Consider the following 16085-nt stretch of genomic DNA (forward strand, 5'->3'; position numbering starts at 1 on the left):
AACAGTAAGGTTAACTCCGAAGACGCGGAACTCCGTACCATGACAGACCGAGACAGTGGGAGGACTACAAGCATAGACGAAGCCGTCGAGGAAGAAGGCTGTGACGCCTACCTCCGCACCGACTCGTCGGACGACAGCGACATGTACTACGTCTCGGGGTTCGAGGCACCCGATCCCTTCAGCCTTCTGAGGACGCAAGACGAAACCGTTCTACTCGTCTCACCCTTAGAGTACAGCCGTGCTAAGAAGGAGTCACTCGCCGACGAGGTGAGGTCGACAGCCGAGTACACCACAGGGGACATAAGAGGGAGCGAGGACGCCGAGATAGAGGTCGCGGCGTCGTTCCTCGAAGAGTACGGCGTCGAGTCGGTATGTGTACCGCGTGACTTCTTCCTCTACACAGCCGAGGCTCTCCGTGAGAGGGGATTCGAGGTCACCGCGGTGGACGACGGGATAGAGGGGACGAGGGCGGTAAAGACCGACGAGGAGATCCGGAAGATAAAGGCGGCACAGAGGGCGAACGAGAACGCGATGGAGGTCGCCGAGAGACTCCTGAGGGAAGCCGAGGTCAAGGACGGAAGGCTCGTTCACGAAGAAGAGGCTCTGACCTCTGAGAGGCTGAGGACAGAGATAGAGGTCGACCTCATAAGGGCGAGATGTGACCTCGACGAGTCGATAGTCGCCTCGGGGAGCGAGACAGCCGACCCGCATTCGAGGGGTTCGGGGGCTATAGAGGCGGGTGAGCCCGTGATAGTCGACATATTCCCGAGACGTCTCAAGTACCACGCCGACATGACGAGGACATTTGTCAAGGGCGAGCCGACCGACGAGGTACGCGAGATGTACGAGGCGACTGTGAGAGCACAGGAGGCGGCGTTCGACGTACTCGACGAGGGCGCAGGGGTGACAGGAGAGGAGGTACACGACGCAGTCTGTGACTCGTACGAGGAGGTGGGTTACGACACCGAGAGACAGGGTGCTGAGGAGGGATTCATACATTCGACGGGACACGGCGTCGGACTCGACATACACGAGATGCCGCGCCTGTCGTCGGGAGGGGGCGAGCTGGAGGCGGGACACGTCGTCTCTGTCGAGCCGGGACTCTACTACCAGGACGTCGGAGGCGTAAGGGTCGAGGATCTCGTCGTCGTGAGAGACGGCGGCTACGACAACCTCACCGAGTACGAGAAAGGCATCGAGAATCTATCTGTCTAAAACCACCCAAAGTTACTTGATTCGTCTCTGGGTAACTCGGTTCTATGACTCCCAAGGATATCAGAAGCTGGCTGTCCGAACACAGGATCGCCGCCGTCTCAGTCTTAGTCTCAGTTATTCTCGTCGTGGCTCTGGTGCTCGGAGCCGTTTCGACAGTCCTCTTCGGATTCGGATTCGGGATGACCGGAGGGAGTTCGTCACAACAGACGGGGTTTGGAGGTGCTCCTGAGACGGTAGGGGTGGGTGAGGACACGGGAGCGGGGTCGGGCGCGGGCGAGTACGTCGAGGTACAGGAGGCGGAGATGAGCATCGAGTCGGAGAGCTTGGACGAAGATGTCTCGAGGCTGAGAGACCTCACACAGGAGTCGGGAGGATACGTCGAGGAGAGCTCACGGAGACAGTCGAATCTCTATCTTACCGCGCGTATGACAGCGAGGGTGCCGTCTGAGAACTTCGAGGAGTTCGTCAAAAGTACGAGAGACGAGTTCGATGTCGAGAGCTACGAGGTCAGGAGTTACAGGCTCTCGATTGAGAGGGAAACGACAGAGCTCGACATACTCAACCAGACGCTTCGGGAGTACGAGGCAACGCGGTCGGAGATCGCCGAGATGAACGCGTCCGCGGAGAAGCTCGATCTTCTGATGGAGGTCACCGAGAAGGAGCTCGAAGTCAAGGAGAAGATGAGTAGATACAGGACGGAACTCGCACAGAAACGCCAGAGGAGCGAGTACGCCACGGTGAGGATAGAGGTGAGGGAGAGGAGACAGCCCGAGATAGTCCCCGACAACATCGGCGACAGGTTCAGAAACGAGGTGCGGCAGATGATAGAGACAGTCGTCAACATACTCATAACGACTGTCACGGGAGGTGTCGTCGTCTTCTTCAGAGCGATCCAGTACCTCATCTACCTCGTCGTAGTCGCGGTTCCCGTCTTCGTGGCTTACAAGCTAGGGAGATGGATGTACGGCAGACTGTCAGAAAGAGGATAAGGATGGGTATCCGGGTCTAACTCATCTGAGTCGGTATCTCTCTTCCACGGAGACACCCAACCTTCAGATTTTTATCTGACAAAGACGTATCTCCGCCAGTGACTCTCAAAGAGATAGACGTAGGCGGCGAAAAACGGCGTGTTCTCGTGACGGGTTTCAGGTACGGCATAGACGACCTTCTCGAAGACGCCGAGGAGCTACTGGGCTCCGAGGTCGGGTTCGTCGAGTTCGTCGAAGCTGTCGTAGCCGAGACGTCGAGGGCGGGTGCCGACATCGATGTGGACGTAACTGCCAACGGCGACGTCTACACCGTCGAGGCGTCAGTAGAAGGATCTGTCTACTCGTCGGAGTCTTCGTCAGAGGCGGAGGCTTTCGACGCCGTGGTGAGAGGGTTTGAGGAGAACGGAATGGCTTGGAAGCCGAGGTACGACGGCGTCCTGGCTCTCAACGAGTACCTCAGGCAGAGAGGGTACGCCGTCGAGGGTGGCTGGGAGGTCGACGGCGACACGGCGTACGCTGTCGTCGAGAAGTCGGAGAAGACACGTGACGAGCTTCCGTACGAACAGTGGGACTGGAGACTCGGATACAACGACAACCCGATGGCGTCGGAAGAGGTCGAAAACTTGACACGGACACCCGTTGAGACTCCCGAGGGCGAGTTCTGGGTTGCTACGTCTTCGTCACCACGGTTTTCAGAAGAAACGGAAGCAGAGGCAGAGAGAAAGACCAAGACGGAGTTCGACGGAGTAGAGATATACGAGCGCAAGCTCAATCTAACGGGTGACTCGCTCGACCTCGAACTCGTCTTCTTCTCGGTTCACGAGCCCAACGAGGACGTCCCCGTCGAATCGGAGTACGATCCCGATGAGACCTCCGAACTCCGCATCGAGGCGGGAGAGACTGTGATACTCGTCTTCCCCGACGGCGAGATAGTCGGCCTGGGCAACTCGGAGAGATCTGAGGAGTACGTTGAGAAGCTCGGAGAGATGGTCATCGAAGTCTGTGAGGTCGACGAGGAAGTCTCTGTATCGGGATCAGTGGAGGACGCGAGACACGTCAGGATACGACCGAGATAGAGGCAAAGTAAAATGAGTGACACAGACAGAGACTGTCCCCGTTGTGGGGGCGACCTCGTCGAGTACGTCCTTGATTCCGACGGAAGACAGTCGTACGTCTGTGAGAGATGCGGATACGTAGGCATCGAGACCCAACATGAGTCCGAACTCGTCGAGTCCGAGTCGTGGAACGAAGCTCTGAGGAGATTCAGAGAAGAAGAAGGAGAGGAAGATGAAAGGGCATCGGAGAAAGCGAGAGACACCAGCAACGATGAGGGATAACGGAGACACAGATAGAGACACAGACGGAAGCCGAAACGAGAGAATAGCCGTGCTCGCCCACGGCGGATTCCCAGATGGCGCGAAGACAGCCGTCGGTCTGGTACGTTACTCCGACTCCGAGGTGGTGGCTGTCCTCGACCGCGAGAAAGTAGGCAAGACCCATCTCGACGTCAATGTCTACGGGTCGACCCGAGATGTACTCGAAGACCACGGGATCGACGCTCTCTACATAGGCATAGCACCCATAGGCGGCGGCTTCGACGAGACGTGGCGACCCGACGTACGTACCGCACTCGAAAACGGAGTCGACGTCGTCTCTGGTCTCCATTACTTCCTGAGTGAGGACGACGAGTTCTCGCGTCTCGCCGACGAGAACGACGCCGAGATAGAAGACGTCAGGAAGACGGAGTTCGAGGCTGTCGCCGAGGGCGTCGCGGGAGAGGTCGAGGCTCACGTAGTCCTCACCGTCGGAACAGACTGTTCGACAGGAAAGATGACGACTGCGGTCGAGTTAGTCGAGGAGGCGCGCGAGAGGGGATACGACGCCGAGTTCGCACCTACGGGACAGACGGGAATCATGATAGAGGGCGACGGACATCCCATCGACCGCGTAGTAAGTGACTTCGCGGCGGGAGCCGTCGAGGAGACTGTCGTCGAGAGGGGCAACTCGGACTTCGTCTTCGTCGAGGGTCAGGGAAGCATACTTCATCCCGCCTACTCGGGAGTGACTGCTTCGATACTACACGGCTCGATGCCCGACTCTCTCGTGCTGTGCCACGAGGCGGGGAGACAGAGAGTAAAGGGCTATGAGAACTTCGAGATAGCCGATCTCGGGGAGGTCGCCGAGACCTACGAGAAGGTAGCCCTTACGGGAACCATCGACGCAGTCTCCCTCAACACGTCGGGTCTGGGAGAGGAGGAAGCCGAACGCGCCATAGAGGAGGCGAGCGAAACTGCGCCTGCGTCGGACGTCGTGAGACACGGTCCCGGTGAGATACTCGACGTCTTAGAGGAAGAGACCGGGTGAGAGACGAGTAGACGGATACGGAAGCTACTTAACTCGTCCGTCGAACCTTGAGTTATGAAGCTACTGCTGATACATTCGGACTACATCGAGTACGAGGCGAAACAGGAGACTCCTGTCGCCGAGGACGAGTCCGAGATAGAGCCCGAGGGACGTCTCGACGAGGCTCTCACGGCGTTCATAGCCGTCGAGTCGGGCGACTCCGAGGACATAGACAGCGTGATCGAACAGGCGGAGGACGAGATACGTGACGTAGCCGACGAGCTCGAAGTCGAGAACGTGATGGTCTATCCCTACGCGCATCTTTCGGGCGACCTCGGTGATCCCGATACAGCCGTCGAGGTTCTCAGACGTATCGAGGAAGGTCTCGCCGATGTAGGCTACGAGGTCAAGAGAGCGCCCTTCGGCTGGTACAAGGCGTTCGAGATATCGTGTAAGGGACATCCGATGTCGGAGCTCTCACGTGAGATAGAGCCCACTGAGATAGAGCCCGAGTCCGAAGCCGAAGGCGACGAAGAGGAAGAGGAAGAAGAAGAGGAGAGCGACTTCGTCGTACTGACTCCCGAGGGCGAAGAACACGACCCCGTCGGGTTCAAGTCGATGTCAGAAGCGTCCGACGAGATGGTGAGCCTCATAGAGGACGAGGTCGAGGGGATCGAGGCGGGAGCCGGAGAGGAGCCACCCCACGTCGAGACTATGAAACAGAAGGAGTACGTCGACTACGACGAACTCAGCGACCCCGGGAACCTGAGATGGTACCCGAAGGGAAAATGTGTCCGTGACTCGCTGATAGAGTACGTCAACGACCTCGTCGTCGACTACGGCGGAATGCCCGTCGAGACGCCGATCATGTACGACCTCGGCTCCGACTGTATAAGCGAACACTCCGAGAAGTTCGGCGAGCGTCAGTACAGGTTCGAGTCGGGGAGTAGGAAGATGATGCTGAGGTTCGCGGCGTGTTTCGGTCAGTTCTCGATAATGAGGGACATGCATATCACCTCGAACGACCTGCCTCTCCGTATATACGAGATGTCGACCTACTCGTTCCGCCGCGAACAGAGAGGCGAACTCACGGGACTCAAACGTCTCCGTGCCTTCACGATGCCCGACATGCACACGGCGTGTGGCGACATCGAGGAGGCACAGGACGAGTTCGCGAAACAGGCTCTCCTCGGCTTCGAGACTGGCGACGACCTAGGTCTCGACTACGTCGGCGTCCTGAGAGCGACGAGGGAGTACTACGACGAACACCACGACTGGGTGGAGGGACTCGTAGACGAGATAGGAGAGCCCGTCTTAGTCGAGATAATACCCGCGAGGAAACATTACTGGAGTGTCAAGATCGACCTCGCGGCGATAGACTCTCTCGGACGTCCGATGGAGAACCCGACGGTACAGATAGACGTCGAGTCCGCCGACAGGTTCGACATAGAGTACTACGACGAGAACGAGGAGAAGGAGCCGATACTCCTCCATTACAGTCCTACGGGAAGCATCGAACGCGCCTTCGGTGCCATACTCGAAAACGCCGACGGGCTCGAAACCCCACGTATGCCCGTCTGGCTCTCGCCGACACAGGTGCGTTTCATACCTGTGGGCGAGGAACACACCGAGTACTGTGAGAGCCTCGCCGACGAACTCGACGGCGTACGTGTCGACATAGACGACAGGGACGAGAGCGTCGGAAAGAGGATAAGAACCGCCGAACAGGACTGGGTACCCTACGTCGCAGTAGTCGGAGACAGGGAGATCGAGGGCGAAGAGATCGAGTTCCGCGTCAGAGGGGGCGAGGATAGGGAGATGACTGTCGAGGAACTCAGAGACGAGATAGACGAGAAGATCGGAGAGATGCCGAGGAAGAGCCTCTACACGCCGCGGCTACTCTCGAACAACCCGAGGTTTGTGGGCTAGTCGACGTCTATCCCCGTACCGGTGTCTTCGTCGTAATCGTCTTCATTCTCATTCTCCTGGCTATCGGCGTCGCCACCGTCGTTACTGTCGCCGTCTCGGTCGGCGTCGTCACTATCGTTTCTTTCTCCGTCTTCGTGTCTCATATCGGGTATCAGGTCGTACTCTTGGTTGGCGTCGCCTAAGACGAGTAGAGCGTAGTAACGCAGGTAGGTCTCGACGGGGACACGTATAAGACCGTAGACGACGAGGGACGCGACGAGGAATACGACTCCCAGAACCGCGAGTATAGCCATGCCGGCGACTCCGAGGTCGAGCGCGAGGACGGGCACTCCGACTACGGCGAGCGGCACGAGTATGAGACCTGCCGCGAGGAGCATGAGTATAGCCACCCCTATTCCGAGACCCAGACTGAGGAGCCATCTCGCTACGACGTAGACGCCGTACTGCTTCCACTCCGACTTGAGAGTAGACCAGATGTTCCGCCATCCCTGTATCACGCCGACGTCGTCGGCTATCATCACGGGAACGACGGCGTCACGGAGGAGTATACGGATGACTCCCGTCACGAGAGAGCCGACGAGGAAGAAGGGTATGAGGAGGAGTATCCCCGCGAGTCCGACGGCTCCCACCAAGAAGAAAGACGCGATTACGGCTATGAAGGGAAGCAGGAAGATCAGCGAGAGACCGAAACGGAAGCCGAAGAGACGGAGACCCTTTCCGAGACGGTCGGAGAAGTACTCCTTGAGTCTGACCTCTCGCCTCACGACCGAGTCGTAGAAGACGAACTCCATCACTCCGCCTATGACACCGAAGAAGAGTACAATCCCGAGTATAAGCGCGACAACCGCTATTATTATCGGGGTCAAGTCGGCGAACTCTCCCGTAGGAAGACCGCCGCCGGTTCCGACACCGGGCGAGGTGCCTTCGGACGGGAAACTCGACGTGTTGGGAGTCGAGAAGCCGCCTCCACCTCCGACGAAGAAGGCTACGAGCGCGAGCTTGAGCCACTTCGTGAGGTCGAACGGCAGTAGGAACTCCTCCGCGGCGTCGAGGGCGTCATCGAGGTTGGATAAGGCGTACCAGGACATCGTCCTCAGTATATAAGAAGGAGTCATAAAGCATTTTTGTGGCAGAAGCCACCTCATAAATAAAATCCAGATGAGAGACTCGACACGTTTCAAGCTGTTCTACTTCGTCTACTTCGTCTCGTTTAGCGGGTTTGCTACCTTCCGGAACGTCTTCTTAGAGGAGACGGGTCTCACGGGGTTCGAGATGGGGGTAATAGGTGCTCTTCCGCCGGTGGTCGGCTTAGTCTCACAGCCCTTCTGGGGTGTAATCGCCGACTGGAAGGGCGCGAGAAGGGAGATTCTGATGGTGGCTTCGGCTATGACGGGTGCTCTCGTCCTCGTCTACCCCCTCGCCGACTCTCTGCCGAACGCGTTCGTCGTTATAAGCGTCGGCACGGCTTTCTACGCCTTCTTCCGCGCTCCGATAGTCCCTATAGCCGACTCGTCGGTTCTCGACTCGGGTCTCGAATACGGACAGGTCAGGGCGTACGGAAGCGTGGCGTTCGGAGTCGGGAGTCTGATACTCGGAGGCGTCATACCCCGTCTCGGCTCGTCAGTGATCTTCTACGTCTACTTCGTCGGCATGGCTCTTCTCGTCGTAGTCGGAAAGGGTCTCCCAACGAACGACGGAAGCCGTCTCGCGGATGTAAGTTCAGATGCTCTGCGTCTCGTGAGAAAGACCGACTTCGCCGCACTCCTTCTGACCTCTTTCCTGATAGGCGTCGTACTCCTCTCGGGAAACAGCTTCTTCTCCGTCTACATGAGAGCGATAGGCGCGGGCGACTTCTTAACGGGGGTCTCGTGGCTGATAACCACCGTCGTAGAGGCGGGAGTCTTCGTCTACGCTCTCCGGTTCGGTCTCGCCTACAGGTACTTCCTCGTGATAGGTGCTCTCGCCTACGCCGCGAAGTACGCAGTCTACGGCTTCACCGACGCAGTTCCCGCAATCCTCCTCGCACAGATTCTCTCGGGGTTCAGCTTCGCGTCGTTCTACCTCGCCGCGGTAAACCTCGCTGACAGGCTGTCTCCCGAGACGCTCCAGTCGACCGGGCAGACACTCCTCTGGGCGTCGGTCTTCGGACTCGGAGCGAGCGTCGGACAGGTCTTCGCGGGGACACTCTTCGACGCCGTAGGAGTGCAGGATATGTTCGTCTACCTATCGGGAGTGAGCCTCGTAGCCGCGGCGTCAGGTCTCCTGGTGAGCGTGAGCGCGGGGACAGGGACGGAAGAAGAGAAGACGTGATGTGACGTATCAGAGCGACGGTGTAATTAGTCACGAACCGGTATAGCCGATAAATAACATGAGCAAAGACGACACATCACAGGTCGGAACCCCCGACTACCACATGGAGAACCACACAGCGTGCCAGACGTGTGGCTGGACGAAGAACGCGATAAAGGGCGAAGGTAAGTGTTACAAGCACGCCTTCTACGGGATCGAGTCCCACCGGTGTATACAGATGACACCCGTCGTGACGTGTAACGAGAGATGCGTCTTCTGCTGGCGCGACCACGAGGGACACTCGTACGAGGTCGAGGCGGAGTGGGACGACCCCGAGGCAGTCGCCGACGCGAGCATCGATCTCCAGAGGAAACTCCTCGGGGGGTACAAGGGCAATGGCGACGTCTCAGACGAGACCTTCGACGAGGCGATGAACCCGAGACACGTCGCCATATCGCTTGACGGCGAGCCTACTCTCTACCCCTATCTCCCTGAGCTCATCGACGAGTTCCACGACCGGGGTATCACGACCTTCCTCGTCTCGAACGGCACCAATCCCGAGATGATAGAGAGATGTGAGCCGACACAGACCTACATCAGCGTCGACGCCGCCGACGAGGAGACATTCGACGAGGTAGTACGTCCCGTCGAGGACGACGCGTGGGAGAAGCTGCACGAGACACTCGACGTACTCTCGGAGAAGGACGGACGGACGGTGATACGTACCACGGTCATAGGAGGAGTCAACGACGACGCTGAGGGGTATGCCGAGATCTTCGAGAAGGCATCACCCGACTACGTCGAACTCAAGGGCTACATGCACGTCGGACACTCGCGAGACAGGGTCAACAGGGAGGCTATGCCCGAACACTCCGAGGTCAAGGAGTTCGCGCGCGAGGTTCAGGAGAGAATGGAAGGATACGACGTACTCAAGGAGGTTCCGAGGTCGAACGTCGTACTCCTCGCGCGCGACGAGGACACCTGGGTCGAGAAGCTAAAGAAGGGATCGGAGTTCTGGGAAGAAGAGTAGAGTGAGTTTATCCGTTGTAGATCGCCGTCTCTCCGTCGTAGACAGCACACGCCGCGACGGGATGTTCGTAGTCGAGACCGTACGCCTTCTCGGCGGCATCGTCGGCGTCATCGGCTGAGAACTCCAGAGTCGTCGGCTTCTGTTCCTCGTATGTAGCGACGAGTGTGGGCTCTTCGACCTTCTCAACGACGAGCGAGTCCTTGGTTACTATTCCTATGTAAGAGTCGGCGTCGTCACCCACCACACCTGCGACACGCGGTGTGTCGTAGTCGTCCTTCTCGAAGTCGAGAGACAGGAGCGCGAGCGAGAGGGCGTCCCTTGCGGGGTATCCCATCCCGATCTTCTCGGCTATCGGGTCGACGTGTGTCCCGTTTCCTATCACCGTCGAGTTCTCGGTCTTCCTGAGACAGTTGTACGAGACATAAGGGTTGTCGTAGTTATCCTCGGGGACGACAGAGAGACCGTCGACGTCCTCGGACTCCCTTACTAAGCGGTCGGGGAAAGACCTCGAAGAGACTCGGTATGCTCCGAACTCAGGCGCGACTATCACGAAACGTCCTATGTACATACTCTGAGTTGGGGGAGAGCGTCTAAACCTTCTGCGATATTTGTGAGAATGAGAAGCTTAACCACGTCTGATGTCCTAGGAAGGTTAGATGTTCGAGTTCGTCCACGTCGCTCCCGAGGCTCCCACGACTCTCGAAAGGATGGCTCTCACTGCCGACTGTGCGGGCTACTCTTCGGTAGTCGTGAGGAACCACTCCGACTCCCTCCCCGACGACGTGAGTCCGAACGTGAGTTCCGACGTAGACGTAGACGTGTATAAGGGAGTCGAGATACGCGCCGAGACACCCGACGAGCTACACGGCTACCTCGGTGGCTACGCGGGCGACGAGTACGACTGTGTCTGTGTCCACGGCGGCGATGAGGCGATAAACAGAGCCGCAGTGGCTTCGGAAAGGGTGGATCTCCTGTGCCACCCACACGAGGGAAGACACAGGGGTTTCAACCACGTCTTAGTGAAGCAAGCCGCCGAGAACGACGTCGCTCTTGAGTTCAGCCTTCGGAACGTCTTGAGGGAGTCGGGAGGACGGCGTGTCCACGAACTCAGGGACATGAAGCTCCTCCTCAAGCTCGTCAGAAAGTACTCCGCACCCTTCGTCGTCTCAGTCGACCCCTTATCACACCTCGAAGTCAGGGGCGCGCGCGAAGTCGAAGCTCTGTGTGAGATGATAGGATTCGAGAAAGACGAGATACGCGAGGGTACCGTTGAGACTCCGAGGGGGATAGTCGAGGACAAGGAAGACGAGGTGGTCGAGGTTCTATGAAGCATCTCCCGAAGTCGCTCGAACCCAGACACAGATACGTCTTCTTCGAGGTCGAAACAGTTCCCAACTCAGGGAAAGTCGACGAGAAGAGTCTTGAGAGACAGATCTGGTTCGAGTCACAGAACCTCTTCGGCGACATAGTATCGAGCGAGGCGCGCGCCGAGCTGATCGAGTACGACCCGCCCGTCGGCGTCGTGAGATGCGCACACGACAGAGTCGACGAGATCCGTAGCGCACTCGCGTGTGTGACGTCTGTCGGAGGAGAGGACGTCGGAGTGAGGGTCTTAGGACTGAGCGGAACCCTCAACTCTGGCAGAGAGAAGTTCTCGAAGCCCGACTGGGAGAGGGTCGAAGTCGAAGACGACGGCGTCACTAGAGACGCGTGGAAGAGCCGAGACCGTCTCGACGTCGAAGCCGAGGAGACCGACGAAGAGGGCACAGTATTTATAGGTGCCACCGTACATGATTTTAAGTAAGACAAACAGGAAGTGATCTTAACTTGCAACCAAACTCACAGCAGCAGGCATACGACAGAGGTATAACTATATTCAGCCCCGACGGGCGTCTCTACCAGGTCGAGTACGCACGTGAGGCGGTCAAGAGAGGAACCGCGAGCGTCGGAGTCGCAGTACCCGAGGGTGTCGTTCTCGCGGCGTTCAAACGCGTAGGGTCGTCTCTGATGGAGTCGGAGACTATAGAGAAGATCTTCAAGATAGACTCACACATCGGAGCGGCGAGCGCGGGACACGTCACCGACGCACGTAAGCTCATAGACAAGCTACGTGAGGAGTCACAGGTCAACAGGGCGTCTTACAAGGAGCCGATAGGTGTCGAGACAGCGGTTCGTCATCTCTCCGACGAGATACAGGAGTTCACACAGCGCGGTGGCGTGCGTCCCTTCGGTGTCGCCCTGATAGCCGGAGGCATAGAGGACGGCGAGCCGCGTGTCTTCGAGACCGACCCGAGCGGAAGCTTCTATGAGTGGAAGGCGACAGCGATAGGCTCCGACTCGAACGACATCATAGACTACCTAGAGGAGACCTACGAAGACGACATGAGTCTCGACGACGCGGTAGGCTTAGCACTCGACGCCGCCGCTGAGTCGAGACCCGACGACGAGGAGACCAAGGTCGAGAACTTCGAGGTCGCAGTGATAGAGACAGAGACCGAGAACTACACCGAACTCTCGAACGACGAGATAAGCGAGCACCTGTAAGAATGATCTCCCTCGACGAAGCCGTCACGGTGCGTTACGAGTCACACGGCGAGCGTTTCGAGGTTCTCGTAGACCCCGACGCCGCGCTCTCTATAAAGAGAGGCGAGTTCGACGGCGATCTGGAAGACGTCATAGCCGTCGAGGACGTCTTCGAGAACGCCTCGCGCGGCGACCGTCCCCCCGAGGAGGCTCTCGAAGAGGTATTCGGGACGACCGATCCCCTCGATATAATTCCCGAGGTCGTGAGACAGGGAGAGATACAGATCACGGCGGAGCAGCGCGAACAGATGAAGCAGGACAAGAGGAAACAGATAATCAACACGATAGCGAGAAACGCTATCAATCCTCAGGAGAAGAACACACCTCATCCGCCCGACAGGATAGACAGGGCTCTCGACCAGGCGGGCTTCGACGTCGACCCGATGGAGCCCGCGTCGTCACAGGTCGACGAGGCGGTCGACGCCCTGCGTCCCGTGATTCCGATACGTTTCGAGGAGATCACAGTAGCGACTAGGATTCCGGCGGAGTACGCGGGCGCGGCACAGGGTCAGCTTAGAGAGTTCGGTGACCTGAAGGACGAGGAGTGGCGTTCCGACGGTTCTTGGATAGCAGTAGTCGAGTTCCCCGCTGGTATGCAGAACGACTTCTACGACCTTGTCAACAAGATAACCGACGGAAACGCCGAGACAGAGGTCGTCGAGAAGGGCGACCTCTGAGACGGAGACCACGGTAACCTTTGTCTAGGGGGGCTAGAACCGTTGTCTTTATATTAACGAGAACGTACTCTACTAACACGTTTGAATGCAGGGGCGTGTGCCCCGAGTCCGTTCGACGGGCGACGTATAGAAAGCAAGCAAGTCAGCCAAAAACAAAGTAGAGTCGGGATGGCCGAGTGGTTAAGGCGCAGGATTGCTAATCCTGTGGCGTTCTCGCCGCGGGGGTTCGAATCCCTCTCCCGACGTCGAAAAGCGCTGAAGACAACAAAGAAACAACACAACTCAACGTAACACAACACAACATGAGTGCTGAGGAAGACCAAGAACAAGAAGACGACGACATCCAGTACTTCGTACGTGTCGGGACGACCGACCTCGACGGTACAAAGAGCGTCGAGACCGCCCTCTTAGAGATGGACGGAGTCGGCAGAAGAGCCGCGAAGGCGGTAGCACGTGAGATAGACGTCGACCCGAGAAGCGTTCTGGGTAAGCTCGAAGACGACGAGATAGAGGCGGTCAAGGAGGCAGTCCAGAACTTCGACGAGATAGTTCCCGACTGGATGCTCAACCGTGAGAAAGACCGTTACACGGGAGAGGACAGACACGTAGTCGGAAGCGACCTTGAGATAATACGTGAGAACGACATAAGCAGGATGCAGAAGATCGAGTCGTACAAGGGAATCCGTCACAGACAGGGCAGGAAGGTGCGTGGACAGCGCACGAAGTCGACGGGACGTACCGGCGGCGAGGTCGAGGTCAAGGTCTCCGAACTTCAGGAAGAAGCAGCCGAGGGGGGTGAGGAGTAATGGGATACCCTGGTAAGAACACGAAGGAGTACGAGACGCCCAACCATCCGTTCCAGGGCGAGAGGATAAGTGACGAACACAGGCTCGTCGACGAGTACGGTCTCAAGAACAAGAGAGAGCTCTGGGACGCCCAGTCGGAGCTCCGTGACCACAGACGTGAGGCAAGACGTATACTCGGAGAGACCGCCGAGGGCACTGCGTCACAGCAGGTCGAGACCGCACGTGACCAGCTCGTCGAGAGGCTCCGCAGAATCGGAATCCTGAGGTCGGAGGGCGACGTCGACGACATACTCGGACTCGATGTCACCGACATACTCGAAAGACGTCTCCAGACACAGGTTCACAGGAAGGGTCTCGCCAACACCATAGACCAGGCGAGACAGTTCATCGCCCACGGACACATAGCGATAGACGGAAAGAGAGTCACGATACCGAGCTACAAGGTAGAGATAGACGAGGAGGCGGAGATAGAGTTCTACGGCAACTCGCCTCTATCCGACGGCCTACATCCCGAAAGAGCGGGTGAACAAGAATGAGCGAATCAGAGGAACACAACGGATCGAGATGGGGAGTCGCACATATACACGCGAGCATGAACAACAGCATCATCACGCTCACAGACGTGACTGGTGCTGAGACGCTCGCTAAAAGCAGCGGAGGCTCAGTCGTAAAGCAGAGCCGCAACGAGTCGACGCCCTACGCCGCGATGCAGATGGCTGAGGAGGTCGCAAACGCCGCACAGGAGAAGGGGATAGAGGGCGTCCACGTCCGTATACGTGCCCCCGGTGGCAACATGAACACCAACCCCGGACCCGGAGCACAGGCAGCTATAAGGGCACTCGCCCGCGCGGGACTCGAGATAGGACGTATAGAGGACGTCACACCGATACCCCACGACGGCTGTAAGGGTCCCAAGGGAAGACGTGGACTATAACAACACAACATAACAACAGCATGGAGACGGAGTACATAGAGAAGTCCGACAAGAAGGCGCGTCTCATAGTCAGAGACGTGTCGCCGGCTTTCGCGAACGGAATAAGGCGGGCGATACTCTCCGACGTGCCGACGATGTCGATAGACGACGTCGACATGTACGAAAACACGTCGGTGATGTTCGACGAGATCATATCACTACGTCTCGGACTCGTGCCTCTGACGACCGACCTCGACTCGTACAACCTCCCCGACGAATGTTCGTGCGAGGGAGAGGGCTGTGCCCAGTGTGAGGTCTCGCTCACAGTCGACGTCGAGGCTGACGACGAGGACGTCACAGTCTACTCGTCGGATCTCGAATCCGAGGACCCCGAGGTCGAGCCCGTGACGGGTGGCATTCCGATAATCAAGCTCAAGCCGGGTCAGGCGTTCACCGCCGAGTGCAAGGCGAGACTCGGTAAGGGAACCCAACACGCCAAGAACCAGGGAGGCACCGCGGTGGGATACAGAAACCTCCAGAGGGTCACGGACGATCCGGGTGACGAGGAGATAGTACGCGGTGTCATCGAGGACGACGACGGAGAGCTCGTCGACATGGAGGAGTACGGAAACGACATCACGGAGGCGTTCGGAGACGGCGTAGGTGTCGAGGACGTCTCGAACTCGTATGTATTCCACATAGAGACCGACGGCTCACACAGTGTCGAGGAGATAGTCGAGTACGCCGCCGACTCACTGTCGAGCCGTGCCGACGAGCTTCAGAGTAGTATAGCTCCATAAACAGTTATAATATAATATATGTACAGTGCGGGGGTCGCCAAGTTAGGCCAACGGCGCAGCGTTCAGGGCGCTGTCCCGTAGGGGTTCGCCGGTTCAAATCCGGCTCCCCGCATTCACGCTTAAACACGCAACACAACACAAAAGAGGAAAACATGGAAAAACAGAATCCAAGACTCGTAAGCCTCATAGACGATCTGAGGAGGTACGCACGAGAAGAGGACGCAGGTGTCTGGGAAGAGGTCGCGTCGCGTCTCGAGAAGCCGCGCCGCAGCCACTCCGAGGTCAACCTGGGAAAGATAGAGAGGTACGCCGCCGAGGACGACGACGCGGTAGTAGTTCCGGGTAAGGTTCTCGGAAGCGGTGTTCTCTCGAAGAGCGTAAAGGTCGCAGCCTTCGACTTCTCGTCGTCGGCGCGTGACAAGATAGACAGAGCCGACGGTGACACCGTGCTCCTCGACGAGTACATAGAGGAGAACCCCGAGGGCTCTAACGTAAGGATACTGAGGTGAAA

18 protein-coding genes, 2 tRNA genes and 1 pseudogene are annotated in these 16085 nt (G+C 57.9%); 19 read left to right on the forward strand and 2 right to left on the reverse strand.

Going from position 1 to position 16085, the window contains the following annotated elements:
- Nucleotides 1-39: 39 nt before the first annotated feature.
- The 6 genes from SV253_02240 to SV253_02265 all read left to right on the forward strand — a co-directional run bounded on the left by SV253_02240 (nucleotide 40) and on the right by SV253_02265 (nucleotide 6476).
- The gene (locus SV253_02240; protein ID MDY6774898.1) at nucleotides 40-1215 is read left to right on the forward strand and encodes a Xaa-Pro peptidase family protein; all 1176 of its coding nucleotides are present in this window, start codon (nucleotides 40-42) and stop codon (nucleotides 1213-1215) included.
- Between the two features lie 44 nt (nucleotides 1216-1259).
- Nucleotides 1260-2204, forward strand: coding sequence for a DUF4349 domain-containing protein (locus SV253_02245; protein ID MDY6774899.1), 945 nt, complete (start codon nucleotides 1260-1262; stop codon nucleotides 2202-2204).
- 98 nt (nucleotides 2205-2302) lie between these two features.
- Nucleotides 2303-3280, forward strand: coding sequence for a hypothetical protein (locus SV253_02250; GenBank protein ID MDY6774900.1), 978 nt, complete (start codon nucleotides 2303-2305; stop codon nucleotides 3278-3280).
- A 12-nt stretch (nucleotides 3281-3292) separates the two neighbouring features.
- Nucleotides 3293-3541 (forward strand): zinc ribbon domain-containing protein, encoded by a 249-nt coding sequence (locus SV253_02255; protein ID MDY6774901.1) that lies wholly within the window; start codon nucleotides 3293-3295, stop codon nucleotides 3539-3541.
- Nucleotides 3531-4568, forward strand: a complete 1038-nt coding sequence (locus SV253_02260) for a DUF1611 domain-containing protein (protein MDY6774902.1) — start codon at nucleotides 3531-3533, stop codon at nucleotides 4566-4568. The genes SV253_02255 and SV253_02260 overlap by 11 nt, the downstream gene beginning before the upstream one ends.
- 54 nt (nucleotides 4569-4622) lie before the next feature.
- Nucleotides 4623-6476 carry a threonine--tRNA ligase gene (locus tag SV253_02265; GenBank protein MDY6774903.1) on the forward strand — a complete coding sequence of 618 codons (1854 nt, stop codon included), beginning with the start codon at nucleotides 4623-4625 and terminating at the stop codon, nucleotides 6474-6476.
- Here the strand turns inward: SV253_02265 and SV253_02270 are convergent.
- Complete coding sequence (locus tag SV253_02270; GenBank protein ID MDY6774904.1) at nucleotides 6473-7564, reverse strand: hypothetical protein; 1092 nt, start codon at nucleotides 7562-7564, stop codon at nucleotides 6473-6475. The two genes, SV253_02265 and SV253_02270, sit on opposite strands and share 4 nt — an antisense overlap.
- 70 nt (nucleotides 7565-7634) lie before the next feature.
- Here SV253_02270 and SV253_02275 point away from each other — a divergent pair, with 70 nt between their 5' ends.
- Entirely contained in the window at nucleotides 7635-8786 is a 1152-nt protein-coding gene (locus tag SV253_02275) for an MFS transporter (GenBank protein ID MDY6774905.1), read from the forward strand.
- A gap of 58 nt (nucleotides 8787-8844) precedes the next feature.
- Nucleotides 8845-9795 (forward strand): 4-demethylwyosine synthase TYW1, encoded by a 951-nt coding sequence (gene twy1 / locus SV253_02280; protein MDY6774906.1) that lies wholly within the window; start codon nucleotides 8845-8847, stop codon nucleotides 9793-9795.
- 7 nt (nucleotides 9796-9802) lie between these two features.
- On the opposite strand, the gene SV253_02285 is transcribed toward twy1, so the two are convergent.
- Nucleotides 9803-10363, reverse strand: coding sequence for an IMP cyclohydrolase (locus SV253_02285; GenBank protein ID MDY6774907.1), 561 nt, complete (start codon nucleotides 10361-10363; stop codon nucleotides 9803-9805).
- An 88-nt stretch (nucleotides 10364-10451) separates the two neighbouring features.
- Between SV253_02285 and SV253_02290 the strand changes: the two genes are divergently transcribed.
- The 11 genes and pseudogenes from SV253_02290 to SV253_02340 all read left to right on the forward strand — a co-directional run bounded on the left by SV253_02290 (nucleotide 10452) and on the right by SV253_02340 (nucleotide 16083).
- Nucleotides 10452-11123, forward strand: a complete 672-nt coding sequence (locus tag SV253_02290; GenBank protein ID MDY6774908.1) for an RNase P subunit p30 family protein — start codon at nucleotides 10452-10454, stop codon at nucleotides 11121-11123.
- Complete coding sequence (locus SV253_02295; protein ID MDY6774909.1) at nucleotides 11120-11599, forward strand: Rpp14/Pop5 family protein; 480 nt, start codon at nucleotides 11120-11122, stop codon at nucleotides 11597-11599. The genes SV253_02290 and SV253_02295 overlap by 4 nt, the downstream gene beginning before the upstream one ends.
- A gap of 23 nt (nucleotides 11600-11622) precedes the next feature.
- Complete coding sequence (gene psmA / locus SV253_02300; GenBank protein MDY6774910.1) at nucleotides 11623-12339, forward strand: archaeal proteasome endopeptidase complex subunit alpha; 717 nt, start codon at nucleotides 11623-11625, stop codon at nucleotides 12337-12339.
- Nucleotides 12340-12341: 2 nt separating this feature from the next.
- A complete protein-coding gene (locus tag SV253_02305) occupies nucleotides 12342-13055 on the forward strand; it encodes a ribosome assembly factor SBDS (GenBank protein ID MDY6774911.1) in 714 nt (237 codons plus the stop codon).
- 162 nt (nucleotides 13056-13217) lie between these two features.
- Nucleotides 13218-13300: transfer RNA gene (locus tag SV253_02310), tRNA-Ser, on the forward strand.
- Nucleotides 13301-13357: 57 nt separating this feature from the next.
- The gene (locus SV253_02315) at nucleotides 13358-13861 is read left to right on the forward strand and encodes a 30S ribosomal protein S13 (protein ID MDY6774912.1); all 504 of its coding nucleotides are present in this window, start codon (nucleotides 13358-13360) and stop codon (nucleotides 13859-13861) included.
- Nucleotides 13861-14397: a 30S ribosomal protein S4 gene (locus SV253_02320; GenBank protein ID MDY6774913.1), complete on the forward strand. Its 537-nt coding sequence runs from the start codon at nucleotides 13861-13863 to the stop codon at nucleotides 14395-14397. The genes SV253_02315 and SV253_02320 overlap by 1 nt, the downstream gene beginning before the upstream one ends.
- Complete coding sequence (locus SV253_02325) at nucleotides 14394-14795, forward strand: 30S ribosomal protein S11 (GenBank protein MDY6774914.1); 402 nt, start codon at nucleotides 14394-14396, stop codon at nucleotides 14793-14795. The genes SV253_02320 and SV253_02325 overlap by 4 nt, the downstream gene beginning before the upstream one ends.
- 20 nt (nucleotides 14796-14815) lie before the next feature.
- A complete protein-coding gene (locus SV253_02330; protein MDY6774915.1) occupies nucleotides 14816-15574 on the forward strand; it encodes a DNA-directed RNA polymerase subunit D in 759 nt (252 codons plus the stop codon).
- A gap of 27 nt (nucleotides 15575-15601) precedes the next feature.
- Nucleotides 15602-15686: transfer RNA gene (locus SV253_02335), tRNA-Leu, on the forward strand.
- Nucleotides 15667-16083, forward strand: a pseudogene (locus SV253_02340) (50S ribosomal protein L18e). The gene SV253_02335 and the pseudogene SV253_02340 overlap by 20 nt, the downstream one beginning before the upstream one ends.
- Nucleotides 16084-16085 lie beyond the last annotated feature (2 nt).

Source organism: Candidatus Afararchaeum irisae (assembly GCA_034190545.1).
GTDB classification, from domain to species: Archaea; Halobacteriota; Halobacteria; order Halobacteriales; family Afararchaeaceae; genus Afararchaeum; species Afararchaeum irisae.